This is a genomic window from Gemmiger sp. An194, from assembly GCF_002160145.1.
Lineage (GTDB): Bacteria > Bacillota > Clostridia > Oscillospirales > Ruminococcaceae > Allofournierella.
Genome location: NZ_NFKA01000030.1, coordinates 1 through 24,603, shown reverse-complemented (window position 1 = coordinate 24,603; position 24,603 = coordinate 1). Strand labels below are relative to the sequence as shown.

General features: G+C 59.4%; 18 protein-coding genes and 1 riboswitch. Of the genes, 4 read left to right on the top strand and 14 right to left on the bottom strand.

All coding sequences use genetic code 11. The features are described 5' to 3' along the window. Positions 1-116: 116 nt before the first annotated feature. The 13 genes from B5F28_RS13685 to glyA all read right to left on the bottom strand — a co-directional run bounded on the left by B5F28_RS13685 (position 117) and on the right by glyA (position 19,406). Positions 117-497, bottom strand: a complete 381-nt coding sequence (locus B5F28_RS13685; protein ID WP_087296398.1) for a RidA family protein — start codon at positions 495-497, stop codon at positions 117-119. A gap of 30 nt (positions 498-527) precedes the next feature. Then, positions 528-2,120 carry an N-acyl-D-amino-acid deacylase family protein gene (locus B5F28_RS13680; protein ID WP_087296397.1) on the bottom strand — a complete coding sequence of 531 codons (1,593 nt, stop codon included), beginning with the start codon at positions 2,118-2,120 and terminating at the stop codon, positions 528-530. A 103-nt stretch (positions 2,121-2,223) separates the two neighbouring features. Next, positions 2,224-3,408: a YgeY family selenium metabolism-linked hydrolase gene (locus B5F28_RS13675; RefSeq protein ID WP_087182734.1), complete on the bottom strand. Its 1,185-nt coding sequence runs from the start codon at positions 3,406-3,408 to the stop codon at positions 2,224-2,226. Between the two features lie 248 nt (positions 3,409-3,656). Beyond that, positions 3,657-4,871, bottom strand: coding sequence for a diaminopropionate ammonia-lyase (gene dpaL, locus B5F28_RS13670; protein ID WP_087296396.1), 1,215 nt, complete (start codon positions 4,869-4,871; stop codon positions 3,657-3,659). A gap of 6 nt (positions 4,872-4,877) precedes the next feature. Next, on the bottom strand, positions 4,878-6,206 hold the full coding sequence (locus B5F28_RS13665) for a uracil-xanthine permease family protein (protein WP_247643498.1): 1,329 nt from the start codon (positions 6,204-6,206) through the stop codon (positions 4,878-4,880). A gap of 2 nt (positions 6,207-6,208) precedes the next feature. Further along, a complete protein-coding gene (xdh, locus tag B5F28_RS13660; RefSeq protein ID WP_087296395.1) occupies positions 6,209-8,770 on the bottom strand; it encodes a selenium-dependent xanthine dehydrogenase in 2,562 nt (853 codons plus the stop codon). Between the two features lie 13 nt (positions 8,771-8,783). Continuing rightward, positions 8,784-10,142: a dihydropyrimidinase gene (gene hydA, locus B5F28_RS13655; protein WP_087296394.1), complete on the bottom strand. Its 1,359-nt coding sequence runs from the start codon at positions 10,140-10,142 to the stop codon at positions 8,784-8,786. A gap of 30 nt (positions 10,143-10,172) precedes the next feature. Further along, on the bottom strand, positions 10,173-13,148 hold the full coding sequence (ygfK, locus tag B5F28_RS13650) for a putative selenate reductase subunit YgfK (protein ID WP_087296393.1): 2,976 nt from the start codon (positions 13,146-13,148) through the stop codon (positions 10,173-10,175). A gap of 172 nt (positions 13,149-13,320) precedes the next feature. Beyond that, positions 13,321-14,658, bottom strand: coding sequence for a putative aminohydrolase SsnA (ssnA, locus tag B5F28_RS13645; protein ID WP_087296392.1), 1,338 nt, complete (start codon positions 14,656-14,658; stop codon positions 13,321-13,323). Positions 14,659-15,268: 610 nt separating this feature from the next. Continuing rightward, complete coding sequence (locus B5F28_RS13640; protein WP_087296391.1) at positions 15,269-15,652, bottom strand: Fur family transcriptional regulator; 384 nt, start codon at positions 15,650-15,652, stop codon at positions 15,269-15,271. A 301-nt stretch (positions 15,653-15,953) separates the two neighbouring features. After that, positions 15,954-17,222, bottom strand: a complete 1,269-nt coding sequence (locus B5F28_RS13635) for a replication-associated recombination protein A (protein WP_087296390.1) — start codon at positions 17,220-17,222, stop codon at positions 15,954-15,956. Positions 17,223-17,226: 4 nt separating this feature from the next. Next, positions 17,227-18,066 (bottom strand): alpha/beta hydrolase, encoded by an 840-nt coding sequence (locus B5F28_RS13630; protein WP_087296389.1) that lies wholly within the window; start codon positions 18,064-18,066, stop codon positions 17,227-17,229. An 86-nt stretch (positions 18,067-18,152) separates the two neighbouring features. After that, entirely contained in the window at positions 18,153-19,406 is a 1,254-nt protein-coding gene (gene glyA / locus B5F28_RS13625; protein ID WP_087296388.1) for a serine hydroxymethyltransferase, read from the bottom strand. 195 nt (positions 19,407-19,601) lie between these two features. Here glyA and B5F28_RS13620 point away from each other — a divergent pair, with 195 nt between their 5' ends. The 3 genes from B5F28_RS13620 to B5F28_RS13610 all read left to right on the top strand — a co-directional run bounded on the left by B5F28_RS13620 (position 19,602) and on the right by B5F28_RS13610 (position 21,954). Beyond that, on the top strand, positions 19,602-20,252 hold the full coding sequence (locus B5F28_RS13620; protein WP_087296387.1) for an endonuclease III domain-containing protein: 651 nt from the start codon (positions 19,602-19,604) through the stop codon (positions 20,250-20,252). Positions 20,253-20,320: 68 nt separating this feature from the next. Next, a riboswitch (TPP riboswitch) is annotated at positions 20,321-20,438 on the top strand. A 121-nt stretch (positions 20,439-20,559) separates the two neighbouring features. Beyond that, a complete protein-coding gene (locus B5F28_RS13615) occupies positions 20,560-21,183 on the top strand; it encodes an energy-coupled thiamine transporter ThiT (RefSeq protein WP_087296386.1) in 624 nt (207 codons plus the stop codon). Between the two features lie 156 nt (positions 21,184-21,339). Beyond that, positions 21,340-21,954, top strand: coding sequence for a class D sortase (locus tag B5F28_RS13610; protein WP_087296385.1), 615 nt, complete (start codon positions 21,340-21,342; stop codon positions 21,952-21,954). Between the two features lie 50 nt (positions 21,955-22,004). Here B5F28_RS13610 and B5F28_RS13605 read toward each other — a convergent pair whose 3' ends face one another. Next, positions 22,005-22,964: a LysR family transcriptional regulator gene (locus tag B5F28_RS13605; RefSeq protein WP_158097609.1), complete on the bottom strand. Its 960-nt coding sequence runs from the start codon at positions 22,962-22,964 to the stop codon at positions 22,005-22,007. A gap of 275 nt (positions 22,965-23,239) precedes the next feature. Between B5F28_RS13605 and B5F28_RS13600 the strand changes: the two genes are divergently transcribed. Continuing rightward, complete coding sequence (locus tag B5F28_RS13600; protein WP_087296383.1) at positions 23,240-24,430, top strand: iron-containing alcohol dehydrogenase; 1,191 nt, start codon at positions 23,240-23,242, stop codon at positions 24,428-24,430. Positions 24,431-24,603: the final 173 nt, after the last annotated feature.

Genomic DNA, 24,603 nt, shown 5'->3' with positions numbered 1-24,603 from the left:
GACAATTTTAAACATTTGGGGTTACTCCTTCGCACAAAAAGGTGCGGCCGCCAGCATCCGGCAGCCGCACCGCGCTGATTAATAAAAAATTTGGCAGGAATTCTTTTTGATCTCTGTTAGATCACAGCCACGCACTCGATCTCTACCAGAGCGTCCTTGGGCAGAGCGCCTACCTGGAAGGCAGCGCGAGCCGGGAAGGGCTGCTGGAAGTACTGAGCGTAGACCTCGTTCATGGCGCCGAAGTCAGCGATGTTCTTCAGCAGAACGGTGGTCTTTACCACGCTGCTCATGTCCGCACCGGCGGTGGCCAGGATGGCCTTGATGTTCTCCAGAGACTGACGGGTCTGGCTCTGGATGTCCTCACCGGCGAAGGCGCCGGTGGCGGGGTCTACGGGCAGCTGGCCGGAAACGTAGATGGTCTTGCCCTCTGCCTGAATGGCCTGGGAGTAGGGACCGATAGCGGCGGGGGCCTTTTCAGTGGAAATAGCAGTGTTCATGATTGATTTCTCCTTTTTGGTAAAATGCTGTTACGCCTTGTGGCGAATGACCTGGCCATTCAGTGCGCCGGTATGCTTGCCGTGATCCACAGCCACCTGGCCGTTCACAATCACGTAGGCAATGCCGTCCGGGAACTGGATGGGATCGGTGAAGGTGCCTTTGTCAATGACGGTGTTGGGGTCGAAGATGGTGATATCGGCCCAGTTGCCCACCTTCAGGGTGCCGCGGTCGGTCAGACCCAGCACGCTGGCGGGCTTGGCGGTCATCTTGTAGATGGCCTGCTCCAGGCTCATCAGCTTCTCTTCCCGCACATACTTGCCCAGAATGCGCACGAAGCTGCCGTACAGACGGGGATGGGGCTTGCCCGGGCAGAGCAGGCCGTCGGTGCAGGCGTTCATCTCGGGACACATCATAAAGCGCTTCACGTGCTCTTCAGTGCCGTAGAAGTCCACCATGCCCACAGCGTTCTCCTCTTCCATCAGCAGGTCGAAGGCGGCGGTGTAGGGGTCCACACCACGCTTCTCGGCCAGCTCCACGATGGACAGGCCCACCGCGTCGGCGTTCTTCTCGGTCTTGACGCTGGTCACATAGATATTCTCGAAGCCAGCGAAATCCACGAAGTTATCCCAGCCGGGGATGCCGTGCTCCATGTCGTAGACCATCTTCTTGCGCAGCTCGGGGTCGGCCAGACGGGCCACCGCCTTGTCGGTGCCGCCGTCGTGTACCCAGGGAGGCAGGATGGCGCCCATCATGGTGCTGCCCGCCACATAGGGATACTGGTCGAAGCTGACGGTGATGCCCTCCTTCTTGGCCTCCTCCAGCAGCTCCAGAACCGCGTCGATCTTATCCCAGTTCTGCTTGCCGCAGACCTTGAAGTGGCTCCAGTGTACCTTTACGCCGGACTTGCGGCCGATCTCAATGACTTCCTTCATGCTGTCCAGAATGGTGTCGGCCTCGCTGCGCTGGTGGATGACGAATACGCCGTCGTACTCCGCCACCACCTTGCACATCTCAATGATCTCCTTGCTCTCGGAGTAAGCGCAGGGAATGTAGATCAGACCGGTGGACAGACCCATGGCACCCGCTTCCATCTCACGGCGGGTAATGGCCTTCATCTTCTCGATCTCTTCATCGGTGGGCAGGCGGTTGTCCAGGCCCATGGCCTCCATGCGGATGTTGCCGTGGGGCACCAGGTACATCTCGTTCAGGCCGGGGTGGGCCTTCTCGATCATCTTCAGGTAGTTGTCAGTGGTCTCATAGGTCCAGTCGATCTCGTCGGTATCGCCGTCCAGACCGGCCAGGTTTTTGCGCCAGGGGCTGATGTACTGGGTGGGCAGCGGAGCCATGGACACGCCGTCCTGGCCCAGCAGCTCGGTGGTGATGCCCTGCATGATCTTGGGCAGCACCTGGGGCCGCAGCAGCACATCCAGGTCGCTGTGGCTGTGGGTGTCGATGAAGCCGGGGGCCACGGCCAGGCCCGCCGCGTCGATCACCTGATCGGCAGGCTCGGTGATGGTGCCGATGGCGGCGATCTTGCCGTCCTTCACCAGCACATCGGCGTTGATGCTGGCAGCGCCGGTGCCGTCGATCACGCGGCCGTTTTTGATGAGCATAGTAGACATGGGTCAAACGCCTCTCTTTTTCTAATGAGTGATGATTTCGGCTTTACAGCCAGCTGTGGCCCCGCCGCCCGGGATGCGGGCAGCGAGGCACACGAAAGGCTTCTTACTTCATCAGGGCCTTCAGCACGCCGGTGTAGCAGTCGCATACCTTGACCAGCTGGTCGATCTCGATGTATTCGTTGATGGTATGAGCCAGGTTCTCACGGCTGGGTCCAAGGCCGAAGGTCTTGATGCCGGCCTCACCTGCATAGTGGCTGCCGTTGGTGCAGAAGTTGTACTGGGTGATGGTGGGATCGTAGCCCATGGCCTTCAGCTCGCCGTACACAGCCTGTACGAAGTCGTCGTTCTCGTCGTACAGCCAGCCGGGGAAGAAGCGCTCGCCCTCGATCACGTTGCCGGTATGGCACATTTCCTTGCCAACCGCGTAGCTGGCCTTCACCTTCAGCTCGGGGTCCTCAGCCATCAGCTTCTCCAGCAGGGCATTGATGGGAGCCAGAACGCTTTCCTTGGTCTCGCCAACCAGCAGGCGGCGGTCATAGGTGGCACGGCAGTACTCGGGCACTACGGAAGCGCCGGGGTACGGAGCGGACTTAATGTCGGTCAGCTCCAGGATGCCGTCGCCCAGAACGGGATGATGGGTGGGCTCCAGGGTACGGATGGCCTCAATGACCTTGGCCATCTTGTAAACAGCGTTGATGCCCTTTTCGGGGTTGGCGCTGTGGCAGGGCTTGCCGAAGGTCTCGATCACGATCTCGGCACGGCCGCGCTGACCGATCTTCAGGTTCAGCTGGCTGGCCTCACCAATGACCACGTAGTCGGGCTTCACGTAAGCGCTGATCTCGCGGGCAGCAACACCCTCGAAGCACTCCTCGTGAACCACGCCGGCCACATAGATCTCACCGGCGAAATCACGGTTGGTCGCCTTGGCGAAGTTAGCGGTGGCGCAGGCCATGGCGGCAACGGCGCCCTTCATATCGGAGGTGCCGCGGCCGTAGATCTTGCCGTCTACGATCTCGGCGCCGAACGGATCATGCTCCCACTTGGAAGCATCCTCTACGGGCACGGTGTCGATGTGACCGTCGAACTGCAGGCGGGGGCCGGGACGGTTGCCCTTCATGCAGCCGATCACGTTGCCGTATTTGTCCACATGGACGCTGTCGAAGCCGTTGGCCTCGAAGAATTCTTTCAGACGAGCAACAACGCCATCCTCATGGCCGCTGTAGCTGGGAGACTGGATGAGTTTCTGGCACAGGGCCACTACGTTGTTCTGCTGTTCCTGAGTAAGCATGGGTGTATCCTCCTATCCATGGATGAGAATAAGGTAAAAACGATCGTTCGTATGAGGCGGTCTTTCCCGCCGGATACCAATTTAAAAGGGATGCTCCGCCCGCGCGGCTTGCCCCCGCGCGGGCGGGCACAGGCTCTAAAAAGCCCGTCCCGGTTGGATTTTGGAAGGGCGCGGCGCTGTGGTGCCGCGTGTGAAAATGAGAGAGTTTGAGAGGAACGGAACGGGCGGAGCTGGTTGAATGGGAAAAATCAGCCGTCGTAACGGTTGAACTTGCCGCCCCAAACCACGTTGCGGTAGTTCTCCTTGTCGGTGTCGCCCTCGGTGCTGATGAACAGGATGCGGCTGTTCTCGTCCAGGTGCAGCTTCTGCTTGAACTCAGCCAGATCCTCACGCAGCAGGATGTTGGAGATGCAGCCGGTGGTGGCAGCGCCGCTCTCGCCGGAAACAACGGGCTTGTCGCCGCCGGTGGGGGCAGCCAGAATGCGCATGCCGTCGGCAGCCACGTAATCGGGGCAGCTGATGAAGGCATCGGCGCAGTTCTTCAGAACCTCCCAGCCGATGGTGCAGGGCTCGCCGCAGGCCAGACCAGCCATGATGGTGTTCATGTCGCCGGTGACGAAGTGCAGCTTGCCGTCACCCGCTTCGGCGGTGCGGAATACGCAGTTTGCCTTTTCCGGCTCCACAACGGTGATGAAGGGACGCTCGGTGCCGTAGTAGCTGGAGATGAAGCCAGCTATGGCACCGGCCATGCTGCCTACGCCAGCCTGCAGGAATACGTGGGTGGGCTTCTCAGCACCCTCTTTTTCCAGCTGCTTCACGATCTCGTAGCCCATGGTGGTGTAGCCCTGCATGATCCACAGGGGGATGTCGGTGTAGCCTTCCCAGGCGGTGTCCTGCACCATGACCCAGCCCTTTTCCTCGGCCTGCTTGTTGGCCAGACGAACGGCATCGTCATAGTTCAGGTCGGTGATGGAGGCGTCCGCACCCTCGGCACGGATGTTCTCCAGACGCTCCTGGGCGCTGCCCTTGGGCATGTAGACCACAGAGTGCTGACCCAGACGATTGGCGGTCCAGGCCACGCCGCGGCCGTGGTTACCGTCGGTGGCGGTGACGAAGGTCACCTCGCCCAGCTTCTGGCGCACTTCATCGGACAGGATGCGGGTAGCGGGCATATCGGAGATATCCTCACCCAGGGTCTTGGCGATGTAACGGCCCAGAGCGTAGCTGCCGCCCAGAACCTTGAAGGCGTTCAGGCCGAAGCGGTAGCTTTCGTCCTTGATGCGAACTTCCTTCACACCCAGAGCCTTGGCCAGGCCGGGCAGGCTGGTGAGAGGGGTCTCGGCGTATACGTCGAAGCTGGCATGGAAGTCATGAGCCTTTTTGGCTTCGGCTTCGCAGAAGGCGCTCAGGTCAGTGGCGGGAACGTCCTGATGGGGATAAGTAACGATTTTGAACTGTTCCATAGAATATCAATTCTCCTTTTTCTCTTTGGGAAGGATAAGATTCAGCAGGATGGCGGTCAGGGCCACCACGATGACCTCGGAGTTGCCGAAGATCTGGCCAATCCAGGCGGGGCAGCCCGCGAAGGCATTGGCGGTCTGGGGAATGCCCACCGCCATGGCCACGCTCAGGCCGGCGATGAACACGCTGCGGGGACTCAGGCCTTCCCGGGCCAGCATCCGGACACCGGTCATGGCGATGGAGCCGAACACGGTGACGGTGGCGCCGCCCAGAACAGGCTGGGGAATGGTGATGAGGATCGCGCTCAGCTTGGGCACCAGAGCCGCAACGGCGACCACGCCGCCGGCGATGCCGAAGACCACCCGGTTGATGACCTTGGTGGTGACCACGATACCCACGTTCTGACCGGCAGCGGCCACAGGCACGCCGCCGAAGATGCCGCCCAGCAGGCTGCACAGGTTGTTGGCGATCACGCCGCCGGTGATTTCGGCGTTGGTGGCCGCACGCTCATAGGCGCCGTTGGCAGTGGCCTCAAACTGGCCGATATCCTGCACGGCGTTCACCATGAACACAATGCCCAGGCTGATGATGGCATTCAGGTTGAACTCGGGAGCAAAGTGGAAGGGCGCGGGCAGCTGGACCCATGCGGCGGAGCCCACTTCGGTGAAGTGGATCATGCCCATGGCCATGGCTGCCAGATAGCCCACCAGCATGCCGATCAGGGTGGCGCTGGCTTTGACCATACCCTTGCAGAACTGGCCGCAGATAATAACCGTGGCCAGAGTGATGAAGGCCAGAATCCAGTTGCGGGCGCTGCCGTAGCTGGGGTCACTGGCCACACCGCCCGCCATGTAGTTGATGGCGGTGTCGTACAGCGAGATACCGATGGTCAGCACCACGCTGGCGGTAACGATGGGCGGGAACAGGAAACGGATCTTGGTGAAGCACAGACCCACCAGCATGCCCACACAGGCACCGGCGATCTGAGCGCCCACCAGGCCGCCCATGCCGTGCTGCTCCACGATGGAGCGCAGGGTGGGCAGGAAGGCGAAGCCGCTGCCCACCATCACCGGCAGGCCGCTGCTGATAAAGCCCTTCACGCCAAAGGCCTGCAGCAGGATGGCGAGCGCCGCCACCAGCAGGCTGCCCTGCACCATGATGATCTGGTCCGAAGCGGAAACGCCCGCGGCGGAGGCGACGATCATGGGCATGGTAATGCAGCCGACAACCATGGCCACCACATGCTGAAGTGCAAGGGGGATGGCCTTGGCCAGGGGGGGCATACCGGTGCGGGTGTAAAGCGCCTGTTCAGAAGGCGCCGCTTTTGCACTGGCCATGCTTATTTGCCCCCTTTCTTATAGAAGGTGTCCTGGAGAGGAAGCTTGGTACGGAACACACCGTCCACACGGTAGGCCGCATGAGCTGCAGCGGGAGCCGCGGGAATGGCGCTGATCTCGCCCACGCCCTTGGCACCGAAGGTGTTCTGGTCCTCAGTTCCCTTCTCCACGAAGATGACCTCGATGGGAGGAACGTCGGTGGCGCGCAGCAGGCCCAAAGTGCCGTACTTGCTCTTCACATAACCGTTTTCCATCTTGAAGTCCTCGGTGAGGCCGTAGCCCAGAGCCATGACCACACCGCCTTCGATCTGACCGGCGCAGGACTGGTAGTTGACCACGCGGCCAACGTCGTGAGCGGCAACCACCTTGACGACTTTCTTGTTCCCGTCCATGATGACCACCTGAGCCGCGTAGCCGTAGGCCACATGGCTGACCGGGTTGGGCTTGTCGCTGCCCATGCGGTCGGTCACGCCGCTGTATTCGCCGTAGAAGCTCTGGCCTTCCAGATCCTCCAGGGTATGGCCTGCCAGTGCGTTGGCCAGCTCACCGGCTGCACGGCGGGTCGCCTCGCCGCAGAACACGGTCTGACGGGAAGCGGTGGAGGTGCCGGAGTTGGGAGTGATGGCCGTGTCGGCACGCTCGTGGAAGATGTGCTGCGGGTCCACACCGGTGACCTCGTTCACGATCTGGGTGCAGACAGTGGCAACGCCCTGGCCCATGCAGGCGGCGCTGGTGCGGATGTGCACCTTGCCGTCCACCACAGCCAGGCTGCAGCGGCCGATATCCGGCAGGCCCACGCCCACGCCGCTGTTCTTCATGCAGCCGGCGATGCCCGCGTAGGGGCTGCTCTCGTAGGCTTCCTTCACGGCCTCCAGGCACTCGGCATAACCGGTCTCGGGGCCGGCAATCTGGCCGTTGGGCAGCACCTGACCAGGACGGATGGCGTTGCGGTAACGGATCTCCCAGGGGCTGATGCCCACCTTCTCGGCCAACAGATCCAGGTTCAACTCGGCAGCGAAGCAGCTCTGGGTCACGCCGAAGCCGCGGAACGCGCCGCCGGGCACGTTGTTGGTGTAAACGCAGATGCCGGTGATGTCCACATTCTGGAAGTTGTAGGGGCCGCCGCAGTGGGTGCAGGCACGCTGCAGAACCGGGCCGCCCAGGCTGGCGTAAGCGCCGCAGTCGGAGATCAGGGTGGCCTTCATGGCCAGCAGCTTGCCGTTCTCGTCACAGGCGGTGGTCACGTCCATTTCCATGGCATGGCGCTTGGTATGGATGTTCAGGCTCTCCTGACGGCTGAACTTCACCTTTACAGGGCGGCCGGTGGCCCAGGCCATCAGCGCCGCGTGGTGCTGCACGCTCATATCCTCCTTGCCGCCGAAGCCGCCGCCCACCAGCTTTGTCTGGCAGCGAACCTTCTCGGGCGGAATCTGCAGCATGCGGGAGATTTCCTTCTGCTCGTCGTATACCGACTGGCTACCGGTGTACATCAGCAGGCCGCCTTCGCCGTCCGGAATGCCGATGGCGCACTCAGGCTCCATGAAGGCATGGTCGGTCATGGGGGTGGAATAATGCTGGGTCACCACATAGGGCGCGCTGGCGATCACCTCTTCGGCGTTGCCGCGCTTGAGCACTTCCTTGGTGAGGATGTTGCCCTTTTCATGCAGCTTCGGGGCATCCGGCTGCATGGCCTTGATGGGATCGGTGAGAGGCTCCAGCTCGGTGTAGGTCACATCCACCAGGTCCAGCACCTCATCCAGAGTCTCCTTGTGGTTGGTGGCCACCAGCACGATGGCATCGCCAATGTAGCGGGTGCAGTCGCCCTCGGCGATCAGCACATCCCAGTCCTGGATGATGTGGCCGGTTTTGTTGAAGGGCACATCCTTGGCGGTGAGGATCTTCACCACGTCGGGATGAGCCAGAGCGCGGGTCAGGTCGATCTTCTCCACACGGGCTCTGGGGTACTTGGAGCGCAGGGCCTTGGCGTAGATCATACCGGGAACCTTGATGTCGTCCACGAACAGGCCGGTGCCCAGCACCTTCTCCTCCACATCCACGCGGGGGAAGTGTGCGCCGATGCGGGCCTCGCTGTCATCCTGGGGAACGGGCAGATTCTCGCGGAACATCTTGGCAGCCAGCAGGATGGCCTCTTCGATGCGAACATAACCGGTGCAGCGGCAGATGTTGCCGCGGATGGCCTTCTTCACATCCTCACGGGTGGGATTCAGGTTCTCATCCAGCAGGCTCTTGGCGCTGATTACCATGCCGGGGATGCAGAAGCCGCACTGCACCGCGCCGGTCTGGCCGAAGGCGTATACATAAACCGCACGCTCGCGCTCGGTCAGGCCTTCCACGGTGGTGATGTGCTTGCCGTTCAGCTTTTCGGTGGTGAACACGCAGGCTTTGGTCTTCTTGCCGTCCACCAGGACGGTGCAGGTGCCGCAGGCGCCCTCGCCGCAGCCGTTCTTCACGCTGGTCAGCCGCAGGTCCTCCCGCAGGTACTCCAGCAGTTTGACATTTTTATCGGTGTGGTGCTCCACGCCGTTTACATATAAGGTATACATGGAGACGCTCCTTTCAGCGCTTCACGTAGGTGCCGGCCAGCAGACCGGTAGGCTGGCCGTATTCCGCCGCCAGCACGCCGCCCACGAATACTGCTTTGGGCATGCCGGTTACGGCAAAGCCCTCGTAAGGGGTATAGTCCACATTTTGCTGCTGCCGGGCCGCGGTGATCACCGTTTTTGCCTCGGGGTCCCATACAGTCACATCCGCATCCGACCCAACGGCCAGCACACCCTTGCGGGGATACATGCCGAAGAGCTTTGCGGGGTTTTCGGCCAGCAGACGGCAGAAGTCGGTGACTGCCAGCTCACCGGGCTGCACCATGCTGGTGTAAACCACCATGGGCCGGTGCTCGATGCCGGGGCCGCCGTTGGGGATCTTGGTGAAGTCCTCGATTCCCAGGTCCTTCTGTCCTTTGAAATTGTAGCTGCAATGATCGGTGGCAATGGTATCGATCTCCCCTGCCGCCACCGCCTTGCGCAGCGCCTGTACATCGGCGGGGGTGCGCAGCGGCGGGCTCATCACATATTTGGCTCCCTCGAAGCCGGGGGCTTTGTAGCGGCTTTCGTCCATGGTCAGGTACTGGGGGCAGGTCTCGGCGTAAACCGTCACGCCCTTTTTCCGGGCGGCGCGGACCTCCTCCAGGCCCAACTCGGTGCTCAGATGCACCACATGGACCGGTGTGCCTGCCAGCTTGCCCAGATAGCACAGCCGGTTCACCGCTTCGGCTTCCACCTCGGCGGGACGGCTGACCGGATGGGCGTCCGGGCCGAAATGGCCCAGCTCCTTCTGGCGGGCCTGCAGCTCATTCACCAGCAGACCGTTCTCACAGTGCACGCCCAGAATGCCGCCGAAGGGCTTGAGCGACTGGAGGATCTCCAGCAGCTCCGCATCGTTCACCTTCAGCGCATCGTAGGCCATGTAGGTCTTGAAGCTGGTCACGCCCCGGCGGAACATTTCGGGCAGCTCCGCCTTCACCTGGTCATTCCAGTCGGTGATGGCCATGTGGAAGGCGTAGTTGCAGCTGCACTTGCCGTCCGCTTTTTTGTGCCAGGCGTCCAGCGCATCGTTCAGGGTGCCGCCCTTGTCCTGGGTGGCGAAGTCCACGATGGTGGTGGTGCCGCCGCAGACCGCGGCGCGGGTACCGGTGGTGAAATCGTCCGCCGTTACCAGAGAGCCGCTCTCCATGTCCAGGTGGGTGTGGCCGTCGATGAAGCCGGGGAACACATAACAGCCCGCGGCGTCGTGAACGGTGTCGCCCTCACCCGGTTCAATATGGGGTTCGATGGCGGCGATGCGGCCGCCATCCAGAGCCAGGTCGGCCCTGGTCAGCCCCGAGGGGCTGACCAGCTGGCCGTTTTGAATGATAATCAAACGAATCCCTTCTTTACTCGCAGAGCTGGATTACAGGCAGTAGGCGTAATCCTTCAGAATGGTCTCGATCAGGGCCTTGATGGGACCGTAGGTGGTGGTGTCCTGCGCCAGAACGGTCTCGTACTCGGCATCGCCCAGACGGATCTTCACCTTACCGGCAGCGGCATCCAGCACGCAGAAGCCGGGATTCTGGCTGTCGGCCATGTCGGCCTCAGAGGCAAACACGGTGAACTTGTCCTTGTAGGGAGCGCTGGCGTAGGGGCAGAACACAGCGCAGTTGCCGCACTCGTTGCACATCTTGTCCACATGGACCACCTGCTCTTTGGCCATGCCGGGCACCTTGATGGCCAGGTTGGCGCGGTTGGGGCAAACGTCCACGCAGTTCTCGCAGACGGCGCTGCAGCCCAGGCAGCGGTCGCTCTCGGCCTTGGCGTCCACATAGCCGCCCAGCAGGCTGCGCTTTGCCTTCAGCTGAGAAGCCTCGGCGGTGAAGTCGATGGTCTTCACGGCGCTGGTCAGGATGTTCATGGCAGCGGCGGTGGCGTCGGCAATGGCTTCCACAACGGTGGCGGGGCCACGCTTGGCGTCGCCCACAACATAGATGCCGTTCTCGGCCTTGCAGTCGGCGTCCACCTTGGCCTTGCCCTTCTCATCCACGGCGATGCCGCTGGTCAGGAAGGTGGCGGTGTCGACCTTTTCGCCGATGGCGGCGATCACGCAGGAGGCGGGCAGCTCGGTGGTCTCACCGGTAGCCTCGGGGCTGCGGCGGCCGGAAGCATCGGGAGCACCCAGACGCATCACGTCGCAAACCAGCTTGCCGTCCTTCAGGGCAACGGGAGCCAGCAGCTCGCAGAACTCCACGCCGTCGGCCAGAGCCAGCTCCAGCTCTTCCTCATCGGCGGGCATGTAGCGCTTGCTGCGGCGGTATACCAGGCGAACGTTGGCGGCACCGGCGCGCTTGGCGGCACGGGCAGCGTCCATGGCGGTGTTGCCGCCGCCGATGACGATCACATCGTTGCCCAGATTCAGGGTCTCGGGGGCGTTCTTCTGACGGTCCAGGTACTCCAGAACGTTCAGGGCCTCGCCGCCCTCCAGCTTCAGAGCGCCGTGGTTCCAGGCACCGTTGGCCAGGATCACGTGGGTGTAGCCCTGACCCAGCAGCTCAGCGGGGTTGGCCACGGTGGTGTTCAGCTTCACTTCCACGCCCAGCTTCTCCAGCAGAGCAGCGTCCTTGGCGATGGCTTCGTCGCTGATACGGAAGCCGGGGATAACGTGCTTCACGATGCCGCCCAGAGCATTGCGCTTCTCGAAGATGGTAGCCTTCGCGCCAGCCTTGGCCAGGAAGTAGGCCGCAGCCATACCGGCGGGGCCGCCGCCAACGATGGCAACATTCTCGCTGCGGGGAGCGCCGGCCTTCAGGCCAGCCAGGAAGGCGTCGTAGCCGCCCTCGGCAGCAGCCAGCTTGGCTGCGCGGATCTGCACGCTCTCCTCGTAGAAGTTACGGGTGCACTTGGTCATGCAGCGGTGACTGCAGATGGTACCGGTGATGAAGGGCAGGGGGTTCTTCTCGCAGATGACCTGCAGAGCCTCTACCAGCTTGCCCTCGCCCACCAGCTGGATGTAGGTGGGGATATCCTGATGGATGGGGCAGCCGGCCTCCTCACAGGGAGCCACGAAGCAGTCGATCAGGGGAACGTCCTGCTTCATCTTGCGGCTGGGCAGGGGCTTGATGGGCTTCACATGGTGGGCGTCGGTCTTGACGGAATCCACCAGGGTGCCCAGCTTCTCCATATCTACACCGGCGAAGGGTACGTAGTCCATGGCAACCAGCTTGTCGGCCATGGGACGCAGTCGGTTGTATCCGCCGGGCTTCAGCAGGGTGGTGGCCAGGGTGATGGGCCAGATGCCGGTATCGAAGATGCGGTCGATGTTGAAGTAGTCAGCGCCGCCGGAGTAGGATACCCGCAGCTTGCCGCCGAATTCCTTCTCCACCTTCTGAGCCAGGCTGATGGACAGCGGATACAGGCTCTTGCCGCTCATGTACATCTCCTCGCCGGGCAGCTCGCCGGCAGCGATGGTCACAGGGAAGGTGTTGGTCAGCTTGATGCCGAATTCCACGTTGTTGGAAGCGGCCAGATCCAGCAGACGGTTAAACATGGGGATGGCGTCCTCAAACTGCAGGTCGCCCTTGAAGTGATGGTCGTCGAATACGATGTAATCGTAGCCCATGTCGTCCAGGGTCTTGCGGGCGAACTCGTAGCCCAGCAGAGTGGGGTTGCACTTGATGTAGGTATTCAGCTTCTTCTCATTGATGAGGTAGGTGGCGATGCGCTCGATCTCATCCGGGGGGCAGCCGTGCAGGGTGGACAGGGTGATGGAGGTGCAGACATGGGGATTGATGCCGTCGATGTAAGCGGCGTCGATGCCGTTCAGGCGGTTCAGGTTTGCCTTGGCCCATTCCACGCACTCAGCCCATACCTTGCTGGTGGAGGCATCCTTCATGCCCTCGATGTAGGTGTTCACCTTTTCGCTCTGGATACCGGCCAGGTCGTAGCCAACGCTCATGTTGAATACGAAGCCGTTCTCGCTGCCCAGGCCGTACATGTGGCTGATCAGTTTCAGGGCGAACCAGGCCTTTACATACTCCTCAAAAGCCTGAGGAACGCGCAGCTCGGTGCTCCATTCCACGTTGTAGCACTCGTCCTCCGCCTTGATGCAGGGCTTGGAGACGGGCAGGTCCTCACCGTCGATGATCTGAACGGTCTTGACCTCGAAGAAGCGGCTGCCGCCGGCGTATGCGGCGATCAGGTTCTGAGCCAGCTGGGTGTGAGGACCGGCAGCGGGGCCGAAGGGGGTCTCAATCTGCTCGGTGAAGATGGGCAGAGTCTTGCCGGCGGTGTGCTTGTAGATGTCGCCAACGCCGAAGATGGTGCCCTGCTGGGCGTACTCGGTGAGGACCCAATCCATCAGTTCAGCAAACGGAATGGGGCGCATGATGTCGCTCATAATGATTCTCCTTTTTCTCTCAAACATTCATTGCCCGCCTTTCGAAGCGGATCTCGGTTTCCGTACTGTTTTGAGCCCGCACGGAGGCTTTGTTACACAGGTTGGGGCACAAAGAGCCCGCCCGGTGTCTACCGGGTGCAAACCGGGCTCTTTGTGCCTGATGGGTGCTGAATCAGCGGCCCGCGTTGATGCGGTTCCACAGATCGGCGCTCTGCTCGCGGCAGTGGGCCAGAACAGCTTCCTTATCGATGCCGATCAGCTCGCGGTCCTTCATCTTGACCACGCCGTTGATGATGGTGGTCACCACGCTGCGGCCGGTCATGCCGAACAGGATGTGGCTGTTGATGTTGGAGGCGTTCATCGGGGTCAGGGGATCGTAATCGGAAACGATCACGTCGGCGTAGGCGCCTTCCTTCAGGATGCCGATGGGCTTCTCGAAGAAGCGGCCGGCCATGGCGCGGTTGTTCTCAAACAGCATGGTGGGAATCTCGCCCCAGGCCACGTTGGGCTTGCAGGCGTTGTGCTTATGCAGCACATTGGCCACCTTGTAGCTCTCGGTCATGTCGTTGGTGTAGCCGTCGGTGCCCAGGCCCACGGTCAGGCCCTTTTCCATCATCTTCAGGATCGGGGGGCAGCCCACGGCGTTGCCCATGTTGCTTTCGGGGTTATGTACCACCATGGTGTTGGTGGCCTTCAGCAGGTCCATCTCGGCCTCGTTCACGTAGATGCAGTGACCGCAGATGGTCTTATCACCCAGAATGTCCATATCGTGCAGGCGGAACACCAGGCGCTTGTTGTACTTGGTCAGGCTGTCGTACAGATCGTCGATGCCCTCGGCCACGTGGATGTGGTAGCCGGCGCCCTCGGGCTTCTCGGCTGCACAGTACTCCAGGGTCTTGTTGCTCAGGGTGAAGGGAGCATGCATGCCCATCATACCCTTGATCATATCGGTGGTGTCGGCCTGAGCGTATTTGATGAAGTCCACGTTTTCTTTTACGGAAGCCTTCATCTTGTCCTCGCCGTCGCGGTCGCTGATCTCGTAGCACAGGTTGGAGCGAACACCGAACTCCTTGGCGCTCTCAGCGATAGCGAACAAGCTGCCCTCGATGCCGCCGTAGCTGGCATGATGGTCAAAAATGGTGGTCACGCCGTTCATGATGCAGTCCAGATAGGTGGCATCGGCGCTGGCCTTGGTGTCCGGCAGGAGCAGATTGCGGTCGATGGTCCACCACTGCTGATCCAGAACCTCCAGGAAGTTGGTGGGGTTGTTGCCCTTGATGGTCAGGCCGCGGGCAAAGGCGGAATAGATGTGGTTGTGAGCGTTGATGAAGCCGGGCATGATCACACCGCCCTTGGCATCGATGAATTCGGCTTCCGGATACTTTGCCTTCAGTGCAGCGGTCTCGCCCACTTCTTTGATCAGGTTGCCCTCAATGGCAACACAGCCGTTTTCCAGATAGGGGTTTGCGTCATCACGAGTGACCAGGCGGCCATTTCCCAAAAGATACATAACCATTCTTCTCCTTTACTGCTCATGCGTTGTTATTCGGTTACAAACGAAAAACGACTGTAACAGAACACACTGCTCACCATTGTCTTTGACAGATGGATCACAGCCCGTGCGCGAAGCACTCCGTTACAGCCGTTTTTATTTACTCTGATTTTTGTCTGATTTTCCCCTTTTCCTTACGACACGACCCACGACCCTATCATGATCAAAAATCATAAAAAAGAACAGCCGCACCGTAACCAATGAACAGCACAACATCTGTTGTGCCTGCCCAACCCGTGCGCGAAGCACTCCGTTACAGTTGGCTGTTAAAAATCAAACTATGCTTGTGAGAAAAGTGTCATTCCTCATTGCACGTTCAGTATAGCACCATGAAATTTCACGTGCAAGTGGGTTCGAATGTTTTCTATTTTTTGCCTAAAGCTTCCAATTCATTGTTGTGCAAAACAACAAAGTATTACTTTTATTTTTTCACCAAAACCACACTTTTGGGCTCCATTCGCCTATTTTTCCGGCACTTTGGTGGGAAAATGTGCTTTTTTAAAAGCCTTATATGTATAAAAAAACAACGCCCTGCTTGCAGCCGCAAACAGGGCGTTGTGGAAGCGAATCAGCTGCGTGCCGCGTCACGGCATGCGGAGCACAGCCCGTAAAGATTCAGCGAAACATGCTCGATGGCCAGATCCTTGCGGGCCTCGATCATCTCGTTGACCGCCGTCTTGTCCAGGAAAACATCCTCAACCTTTCCGCAGCGAGTGCAGTAAAGGTGATCGTGCTCCGAAAGGGTACGGTCAAAACGATCTGCCATGCCGGGAATGGATACCCGGCGTACCCGACCCATTTCCACCAGGCCGTTCAGGTTACGATACACCGTGCCAAGGCTCAGCCCGGGGCAATCCTCACGGATGGCCAGATAAATATCATCGGCCGTGGGATGATCGCAGCGGTTCTGCACCTGACGCAGTACAAGCTCACGTTGACGGGAATAGCGCATTGTGGAAGCCTCCTTTGCAGTATTGTTCCGTTTGGAACGGAAACGAGCGCGGATCACAGTCAATATCCATAAATCCGTCCGCTCTGTAAAATTGCAAAAATTCACACTGAATTCTATGTTTATATACTAAAATAGGAATCGTTCCTTGTCAAGCAACAGCGCAAATTTTTATATGAAATTTTAAGTTTTTGTAGCAACCGCCAAAGCTTTTCCCGCTTGCCGTGCACCAGTTTATGCGCAGTGCAAAAACCGCCGCCCGGAGCATCTCGGACGGCGGTTAACAAATTCAAAAGCTTATTTTTTACTTTTTCTTCACTTTATCCCAGTATGCCTTGGCCGCCTGTTCGTTTTTGTTTTCCCCGTATTCATAGTATACCGTACCGGCCAGTGCATCAGGCAGATACTGCTGCTCCACCCAGCGGTTCGGAAAGTCATGGGGATATTTATAGTTCTGGCCCTTTACCAGTGCATCTTCCCCATCAAAGTGCTTATTCTGCAGCTGCCGGGGAATGGGCCCGGATTTGCCCCGCTTCAGGTCCGCCATGGCCCGGTTGATGCCCATGTAGGCCGTGTTGGACTTGGGGCTGGTGGCCACCAGAACCACTGCGTTGGCCAGTGGAATGCGCGCTTCCGGCAGGCCCACCATGTTGGCGATGTCCACCGCCGCTTTCACAATGGGCATGATCTGCGGATAGGCAAGGCCCACATCCTCACAGGCGCAGACCATCAGGCGGCGGCAGGCACTCACCAGATCCCCCGCTTCCAGCAACCGGCCCAGATAATGCAGCGCCGCGTCCGGGTCCGAGCCGCGCATGGACTTCTGATAGGCGGACACGATGTCGTAGTGGTCGTCCCCTGCCCGGTCGTAACGCATGGCGGTACGGCGGGCCACCTGCTTGACCATCTCCAGCGTGATCAGCCGGTTGCCCTCCGAATCAGGAGCGGCGGCGGTGGCAGCAAATTCCAGGCAGCCCAGTGCCTTGCGCATATCGCCACCGCAGGCATCCGCCAGATACTGGCAGGCCTCCCGGGGCATCTCAATGGGTCCGGCCTCCTCGGTGCTCAGACGCTCCAGCGCGTTGCGGATTCCCTGCTCGATATCGGCCGGCTGCAATGCCTTGAATTCAAACACGGTGCACCGGCTGAGCAGCGCATTATAAATATAGAAGTAGGGGTTCTCGGTTGTGGATGCGATCAGGGTAACGGAGCCGTCTTCAATGCACTCCAGCAGGCTTTGCTGCTGCTTCTTGTTCAGATACTGGATCTCGTCCAGATACAGCAGCAGGCCGTTGGCGCTGTTCAGGGTGCCGATCTCGGCCAGTACCGCCTTGATGTCACTGGTGGAGGCGGATGTACCGTTCAGCTTGTGCAGCCGCATGCCGCTGTTTTCCGCGATGATGCGTGCCACCGTGGTTTTGCCCACACCGGACGGGCCGTAGAAGATCATGTTGGGAATGCGTCCGCTGTCGATGGTCTTGCGAAACACGCAGCCCTCCCCCAACAGGTGCTGCTGGCCGCACACCTCACTCAGTGCGCGCGGACGCAGCCGCTGGGCCAGAGGCTCACTCATGATGTTATCCCCTTTCCGTGGTGAAGGCTTCGCTGCTCCAGCCCTTCAGGATCTGGTCCGCGTAGCCCGGGTTTACAAACCGGTCGATGGCATAAACCAGACTCCGGTCCCAGAAGGCCCACTCGTGGCCACCATCCCAGTCCATGTAGGTATAATCCACCGGCAGGCTCTGGGCCAGCTGACGGAAGGCCTGGTTCTGCTCGTAAATATAGTAAGGCTCGTGATCCTGGCGGCCGGTGGTGCACAGAAGCTTCGGCTGCTGCTCCGCAGGCAGGGCGCTCACCTTCTGCACCAGACGGAACAGGTCCCGGTTTTCCGGCAGCTCCAGCGTCTGACCATAGACCGGCTCAAACACATAACGCACCAGAGGATTATCCTTCTGATCCAGCATCAGGTGCATGGCCACTGCGCCGGAGAAGCTGGCGCAGCCCGCATACCGCTCCGGATGGTTGAGTCCGATCATCAGCGCACCATAGCCGCCCATGGAAAGGCCGCAGATGAAGTTCTTTTCCCGCTCGTGAGGCAGTTTGACGATCTGGTCCAGCAGCACGGGCATCTCCTCGGTGAGCCAGGTATGATAGGCCTGGTTGGAGGCAGTGTCGTGATAGAAGGAATTGCCCGCGTCCGGGATTACAAGGGCAATGTTGTTGTCTGCCGCGTAGCGCAGGGCCGCCGACATGTTCACCCAGTCGTCGCCGTCGTTGGTGAAGCCGTGCAGCAGGGTGAACACCGCACGGGGCGGCTGGCCCTTCCAGCGGTCCACCAGATCACAGGGGAAATAAAGCCGCACCTGGGTGGTGCTCATCAGGGCCTGGCTTTTCAGTTTGCAGGTAAAAAATGCCATGATCGTGCTCTCCTTTTTGGCATTGCGCCAGCAAGGCGGCTTCCCCCGCTGCACGGGAAAAGCCGCCCTTTTGTTGGTGCTACAGATTATTCATACAGCGGGAAACGGGCAGTCAGCTCCGCCACGCGGGCTGCCACCTGGTCCTTCTTGTTTTCAAAATCGAAGATGCAGTCGGCAATGCAGTCCGCAATGACCTTCATCTCCTCGGGACCAAAGCCGCGGGTGGTCACCGCTGGGGTGCCGATGCGCACGCCGCTGGTCACGAAGGGACTGCGCTTTTCGCCGGGCACCGAGTTCTTGTTGGCGGTGATGTGCACCTCGTCCAGATTGTGCTCCAGCTCCTTGCCGGTGCACTCCTCGTCGGACAGATCAATCAGCATCAGGTGGTTGTCGGTGCCGCCGCTCACCAGCTTCACGCCCCGGGCGGTCAATGCATCCGCCAGCACCTGAGCGTTCTCCACGATCTTGCGGGCGTATTCCTTAAACTCGGGGCGCAGCGCTTCCCCGAAGCAGATCGCTTTGGCGGCGATCACATGCTCCAGCGGGCCGCCCTGGGTGCCGGGGAAAACCGCCTTGTTGATCTTCTTGGCCAGCTCCTCATTGTTGGTCAGGATCAGACCACCGCGGGGACCGCGCAGGGTCTTGTGAGTGGTGGTGGTCACCACGTCCGCGTAGGGCACCGGGCTCTGATGCGCGCCGCCCGCTACCAGACCGGCAATGTGGGCTATATCCACCATCAGGTAGGCACCCACCTCATGGGCAATGTCGGCCAGCACATCAAACTTGATGGCGCGGGGATAAGCGGAAGCGCCCGCCACGATCATCTTAGGCTTTACCTCCTGAGCCAGCCGGCGCAGGGCATCATAATCCAGATAACCATCAGCATTCACACCGTAGGGCACGAAGTTGTAGTTCTTTCCGCTCATGTTCACCGGGCTGCCGTGGGTCAGATGACCACCCGCTGCCAGATCCATGCCCAGAATGGTATCGCCCACCTCCAGCAGTGCAAAATACACCGCCAGGTTGGCCTGTGCACCGGAGTGGGGCTGTACGTTGGCGAACTTGGCGCCAAACAGCTCACATGCCCGGTTGATGGCGATCTGCTCCACCTGATCCACATAGGCACAGCCGCCGTAATACCGGTGGGCGGGGTAACCCTCGGCATATTTATTGGTGAGCACAGTGCCCATGGCAGCCATAACCGCCGGGCTGACAATATTTTCGCTGGCGATCAGCTCAATGTTCTGCCGCTGGCGAACCAGCTCCCGCTGCATCGCCTCGGCCAGCTCCGGGTCCTGCCCGGCCACAAAGCCGATGGTATCCATCATATCCTGATACATGTTGTTTCCACTCCTTTTCCCATATGGCCCCAGCCATTATTATACTATTGTTCTATTATAGCGCATCTGCCGCCCGCACACAACCATCCGGCATCAAGTTTTCCTGACGGGAGCAAAAAGATTTGCCCAAACTGAGAATTCGTGCTATAATCATTGAAAATTCTTTTACACAAGCCAAAACGGAGGGATTCACCCATGACCACAAAAGCCCTGGCACTGGAAGTGATCCAGCGCCTGAAAGACGCATATCCCATCGCGGAATGCACCCTGGATTACGACCACGCCTGGCAGCTGCTGGTGGAGGTGCGGCTGGCCGCCCAGTGTACCGACGCCCGGGTAAACGTGGTATGCAAGGATCTGTTTGCCAAGTACCCCAGTGTGGATGCGCTGGCTGCCGCCGAACCGGAGGAGATCGAGGCCATTGTAAAGCCCTGCGGTCTGGGCCGTTCCAAGGCCCGGGACATCAGCCTGTGCATGCGCCGCCTGCGGGATGACTTCGGCGGAAAGGTGCCGGACGATTTTGACGCGGTGCTCAGCCTGCCCGGCGTGGGCCGCAAGAGCGCCAACCTGATCATGGGCGACGTGTTCGGCAAGCCTGCCATCGTCACCGATACCCACTGCATCCGGCTGTGCAACCGGATCGGTCTGGTGAAGAACATCACCGAGCCCAAAAAGGTGGAGATGGCCCTGTGGAAGATCATTCCCCCGGAGGAGGGCAGCGATTTGTGCCACCGGTTCGTGCTGCACGGCCGGGCTGTGTGTGACGCCCGCAAGCCGGACTGCGCCGCCTGCTGCCTGAAGGACATCTGCAAAACCGGCAAAAAGGCAGTTCCCGCCGCGGAGTGAGTCGCTTTTCTGATTCCACAAAAGGAAAACCTTGACAAATTCCTCTACCGTGTTATACTTATGCACGGACATAAAAACAGGGGCGCTGGGGGCCATCCCCGGCTGAGATCAGAGCAAATTGCAGCTCTGGGTCACCTTGAACCTGATCCGGGTAATGCCGGCGTAGGAAGTTTGAGGATCATAGCGCAACTTTTGCGCCCCTGCATGGTTTTTTGCCTGTGCAGGGGCGTTTTTTTGCGCCCGTTTTTATGTACTAATCTTTTTTCATGCGGCCGAAAAAAGCGGCCGGGAAAGGCTGGTACAAACCATGGCAAAATCGACGACCCGCACCCATGCGCTGGTGGAATGCGCACTGATGATCGCGCTGGCCACCATCCTGAGCTACATTCCCATCTTTAAGCTGCCTCACGGCGGTTCCATCACCCTGGTGAGCATGCTGCCCATCATTCTGGTCAGCTTCCGCCGCGGTCCCGCCTGGAGCATTCTCACCGCTTTCGTGTTCAGTCTGATCCAGCTGCTGCTGGGCGTTTCCGACCTGACCTACTGCCAGAGTCTGGGCGCCGTGGTGGGCAGCGTTCTGCTGGACTTCCTGCTCGCCTTCACCGTACTGGGTCTGGCCGGTCTGATCGCCAAGCCCTTCCCCAACCGTCTGGCCGGCGTTTGCGTGGGCACTCTGGCGGTTTGCCTGCTGCGTTATCTGTGCAGCTTCCTGTCCGGCTACATCGTCTGGAAGGACTACGATTACGCCTTCGAGTGGATGACCGAATTTGGCTGGGGCGCCCAGATCGCCAGCATGGGCGAGAACGCTCTGTGCTGGCTGTACAGCGCGGTATACAACGGAACCTACATGCTGCCGGAGGCTATCCTCACCACTGTAGTGGCCATCGTTCTCTACAAAATGCTGCCCAAACTGTTTGCGCCTCAGGCGTAATTTTTCTTCCAGCCGTGGGAACTTCCTTTTGGGGAAGTTCCCACGGTTTTTCTATTCTTCGCTGTGTCCGCTTTACTGGCATATAATTTTTTTGTTATACTGAGGACTGCCCGGTCAGAAATCCGGAGTTCTTTTTGGAAAATGAGGTGCCCCCCCTTGAAACTGCACTTTTTATGGAAGAGCCTTGCTCTGGCCGCCTGCGCAGCCCTGATGCTCTGCGGCTGCGGAATGTTTACCCCCGAGCCGGAGCCTACTCCCACCCCGGTGCCCACTGCAGTCCCCACCCCCGAACCCACACCGGAACCCACACCCGAGCCCACCGTTGACCTGGATGACTTTGGCGGTTACCCGGCCGTAGGCGATGAGCTGGGCCGTATCGTGATTCCCGGCACCAATGTGGACTGCACCATGTACTGGGGTGACAACAAAGCCCAGCTGGACCAGGGCGCAGGCACCTATACCGGAGCACACATCCCCGGTGAAGGCGGAACCATTCTGGCCGGTGCCCACACTAACACCTATTTCCGGGATTTTGAAAATGTGGAACTGGGCGACGAGATCGTGATCACCACCTATTACGGCGAATATCATTATGAGGTGGTGAACATGCAGGTGGCGCTGGACACCGATACCTCGGCCTACGATCTGGAAGCGGACGAGGAAAACGTGATCCTTTATACCTGCTATCCCTTCGGTACCCTGCAGCACACCAGCGAGCGCTATTTCATCTACGGCAAATATGTCAGCGGTCCTGTAATCACGGATAACTGATAAAAACCAAAACCGCCCTTTCCGGCATGACCGAAAGGGCGGTTTTCCTTTTATTCTGTTTGATGCGCCACCTGGTCCGCCTGGGTCTTCTGCACGGCTCGCAGCAACATTCCCTGGCGGCTGGCTGCCTCCTGCAAAGCCACCAGGCAATCCCGTGCAAGAGGTGACAGACCGTATTTTGCCTGCCACAGGGCCACATCCCGATTCATTGCCACCCCGGCACAGCGGCGCTGCACCAGCCCCTGGCGGCGACATTCCGCCTCCGGAAGCGGATTGGACCAGGCATAGCTGCCCGACACACCCCGCAGCAGCTCGTACATACTGGCCCGGTCCTGCACATGGATCCGTCCGGCAGGTTCCTGGGCGGACGTGGAAAATTCCGTACGCTCGGCCAATTGGGCATCTCCCCGCAGGATTTGAGGGTACTGCTGCAACTGCTCATAGTCCAGCAGCTCCTGCACTGCCAGCGGATGGCCAGGTGCCATAAGCACACATGGATTGAAGCGCATCAACGTACGGCTGGCAAGGCCCGCCTTAGCAAACAGTTCTTTAAAATAATCATCGTACAGTAACTGGTAGCGTACCACGGCGATCTGCACCTGACCGCGGCTCACCGCATCCAACGCCTGGGCGGTGGCAGATTCCTGATAGCTCACATTCAACGGTCTTCCCTGCTGCTTTGCCAGAAAAGACGCCAATGCCCGGGTGATATAACCGCTGTGCGGCCCGGCCAGCGCCAAGCGCATGGTTTGTTCATGGGTACGGTAGATACTCTCCAGTTCGTCCACCTGCTGCAGAATGGTCTCGGCATAGCGCAGCAGCTGAGCTGCCTCCACTGTGGGTTCCATCCCCTGTGCCCCTCGCCGGAACAGGCTTACCCCCAGCTCCTTCTCCAGCTCCTTGATGGTCCGGCTCAGATTGGGCTGACTGATATAAAGGTTCTGGGCCGCCTTAGTCACGCTGCCCACCCGCGCGATCTCCAGAACACAGCGTAGTTGCTGCAAATTCATCCGTGTTTCCCCCTTTGTGTAATTTGCTAGCATATTCACACGAAAGATGCGTAAAAACTTTGTAAAAAGCCTCGCATTATATCGTTTTTGATATAGTTTTATTTATATAATACATTACCCGCCAGGATATGGCAATGGTATCATATGGGTGTCAAGAAAATAACAGTCAAACGCCAGCCGCCTTGTGCGGTTTCTTTTCGCCTTCTTCGCGTTAAGATTTTAACGTTTAGAACATGTTATTTCATTTTCGGTATTTTTTTTGGAGGTAATGAACAATGGCACGTTTTACTCTTCCCCGCGATCTGTATCATGGCAAGGGCTCTTTGGAAGAACTGAAGAACCTGGGTGGCAAGAAGGCTTTCGTCGTTGTAGGCGGCGGCAGCATGAAGCGCTTCGGCTTCCTAGATCGCGCCATCAACGCCCTGAAGGAAGGCGGCATGGAAGTTTACCTGTTTGAGAACGTTGAGCCCGATCCCTCTGTGGAGACCGTTATGCGCGGCGCTGCTGCCATGACCGAGTTCCAGCCCGACTGGATCGTTGCCATGGGCGGTGGTTCCCCCATCGACGCTGCCAAGGCTATGTGGGCTTTCTACGAGTACCCCAATGTGACCTTCGAGGAGCTGTGCATCCCCTTCAACTTCCCCAAGCTGCGCCAGAAGGCTCACTTCTGCGCCATTCCTTCCACCTCCGGTACTGCTACTGAGGTTACCGCTTTCAGCGTAATCACCGACTATGCCAAGGGCATCAAGTATCCTCTGGCCGACTTCAACATCACTCCCGATGTGGCCATCGTTGATCCCGAGCTGGCTGAGAAGATGCCTCCGAAGCTGACCGCTCACACCGGTATGGACGCTATGACCCATGCCATCGAGGCTTACGTTTCCACCTGCAACTGCGATTACACCGATCCTCTGGCTCTGCATGCCATCAAGATGATCCACAACGATCTGGTTGCCAGCTACAACGGCGATATGGATGCCCGTGACCGTATGCACAATGCTCAGTGCCTGGCCGGCATGGCCTTCTCCAACGCTCTGCTGGGCATCGTTCACAGCATGGCTCACAAGACCGGTGCTGCCTTCAGCGGCGGCCACATCGTACACGGCTGCGCCAACGCCATGTACCTGCCCAAGGTCATCAAGTACAACAGCAAGGTTGAGAGCGCTGCCGAGCGTTACGCCGATATCGCCCGCTTCATCAAGCTGGAAGGCAACACCACCGAGGAGCTGGTGGACGCTCTGATCGCTGAGATCAAGAAGATGAACGCCGCACTGAACATCCCCACCTGCATCAAGGAGTACGAGGGCGGCATCATCGACGAGAAGGAATTCATGGAGAAGCTGCCCCAGGTTGCTGAACTGGCCATCGGCGATGCCTGCACCGGTTCCAACCCCCGTCAGCCCAGCCAGGAAGAGATGGAGAAGCTGCTGAAGGCTTGCTACTACGACCTGCCCATCGATTTCTAATCGATTTTCCCGCACTGAATGCCCTCGGTGTATTTACACCGGGGGCATTTATACGTTATAATGTAAGAGGACTGTGCATTTTTCCGGTCCCTCACCGGCTTTTGCATGTATCCGCAAATGCCGGTTTCATTTTGTGAGTGAAAAGGAAGCGATTTGCCATGTTTAAGATCGTT

What these genes read in the sequence shown, in the direction of transcription:
- B5F28_RS13685 (WP_087296398.1), bottom strand. Translation starts at nt 497, where the DNA reads ATGAACACTGCTATTTCCACTGAAAAGGCCCCCGCCGCTATCGGTCCC.
- B5F28_RS13680 (WP_087296397.1), bottom strand. Translation starts at nt 2,120, where the DNA reads ATGTCTACTATGCTCATCAAAAACGGCCGCGTGATCGACGGCACCGGC.
- B5F28_RS13675 (WP_087182734.1), bottom strand. Translation starts at nt 3,408, where the DNA reads ATGCTTACTCAGGAACAGCAGAACAACGTAGTGGCCCTGTGCCAGAAA.
- dpaL (WP_087296396.1), bottom strand. Translation starts at nt 4,871, where the DNA reads ATGGAACAGTTCAAAATCGTTACTTATCCCCATCAGGACGTTCCCGCC.
- B5F28_RS13665 (WP_247643498.1), bottom strand. Translation starts at nt 6,206, where the DNA reads ATGGCCAGTGCAAAAGCGGCGCCTTCTGAACAGGCGCTTTACACCCGC.
- xdh (WP_087296395.1), bottom strand. Translation starts at nt 8,770, where the DNA reads ATGTATACCTTATATGTAAACGGCGTGGAGCACCACACCGATAAAAAT.
- ygfK (WP_087296393.1), bottom strand. Translation starts at nt 13,148, where the DNA reads ATGAGCGACATCATGCGCCCCATTCCGTTTGCTGAACTGATGGATTGG.
- ssnA (WP_087296392.1), bottom strand. Translation starts at nt 14,658, where the DNA reads ATGTATCTTTTGGGAAATGGCCGCCTGGTCACTCGTGATGACGCAAAC.
- B5F28_RS13640 (WP_087296391.1), bottom strand. Translation starts at nt 15,652, where the DNA reads ATGCGCTATTCCCGTCAACGTGAGCTTGTACTGCGTCAGGTGCAGAAC.
- B5F28_RS13635 (WP_087296390.1), bottom strand. Translation starts at nt 17,222, where the DNA reads ATGAGTGAGCCTCTGGCCCAGCGGCTGCGTCCGCGCGCACTGAGTGAG.
- B5F28_RS13630 (WP_087296389.1), bottom strand. Translation starts at nt 18,066, where the DNA reads ATGGCATTTTTTACCTGCAAACTGAAAAGCCAGGCCCTGATGAGCACC.
- glyA (WP_087296388.1), bottom strand. Translation starts at nt 19,406, where the DNA reads ATGTATCAGGATATGATGGATACCATCGGCTTTGTGGCCGGGCAGGAC.
- B5F28_RS13620 (WP_087296387.1), top strand. Translation starts at nt 19,602, where the DNA reads ATGACCACAAAAGCCCTGGCACTGGAAGTGATCCAGCGCCTGAAAGAC.
- B5F28_RS13615 (WP_087296386.1), top strand. Translation starts at nt 20,560, where the DNA reads ATGGCAAAATCGACGACCCGCACCCATGCGCTGGTGGAATGCGCACTG.
- B5F28_RS13605 (WP_158097609.1), bottom strand. Translation starts at nt 22,964, where the DNA reads ATGAATTTGCAGCAACTACGCTGTGTTCTGGAGATCGCGCGGGTGGGC.
- B5F28_RS13600 (WP_087296383.1), top strand. Translation starts at nt 23,240, where the DNA reads ATGGCACGTTTTACTCTTCCCCGCGATCTGTATCATGGCAAGGGCTCT.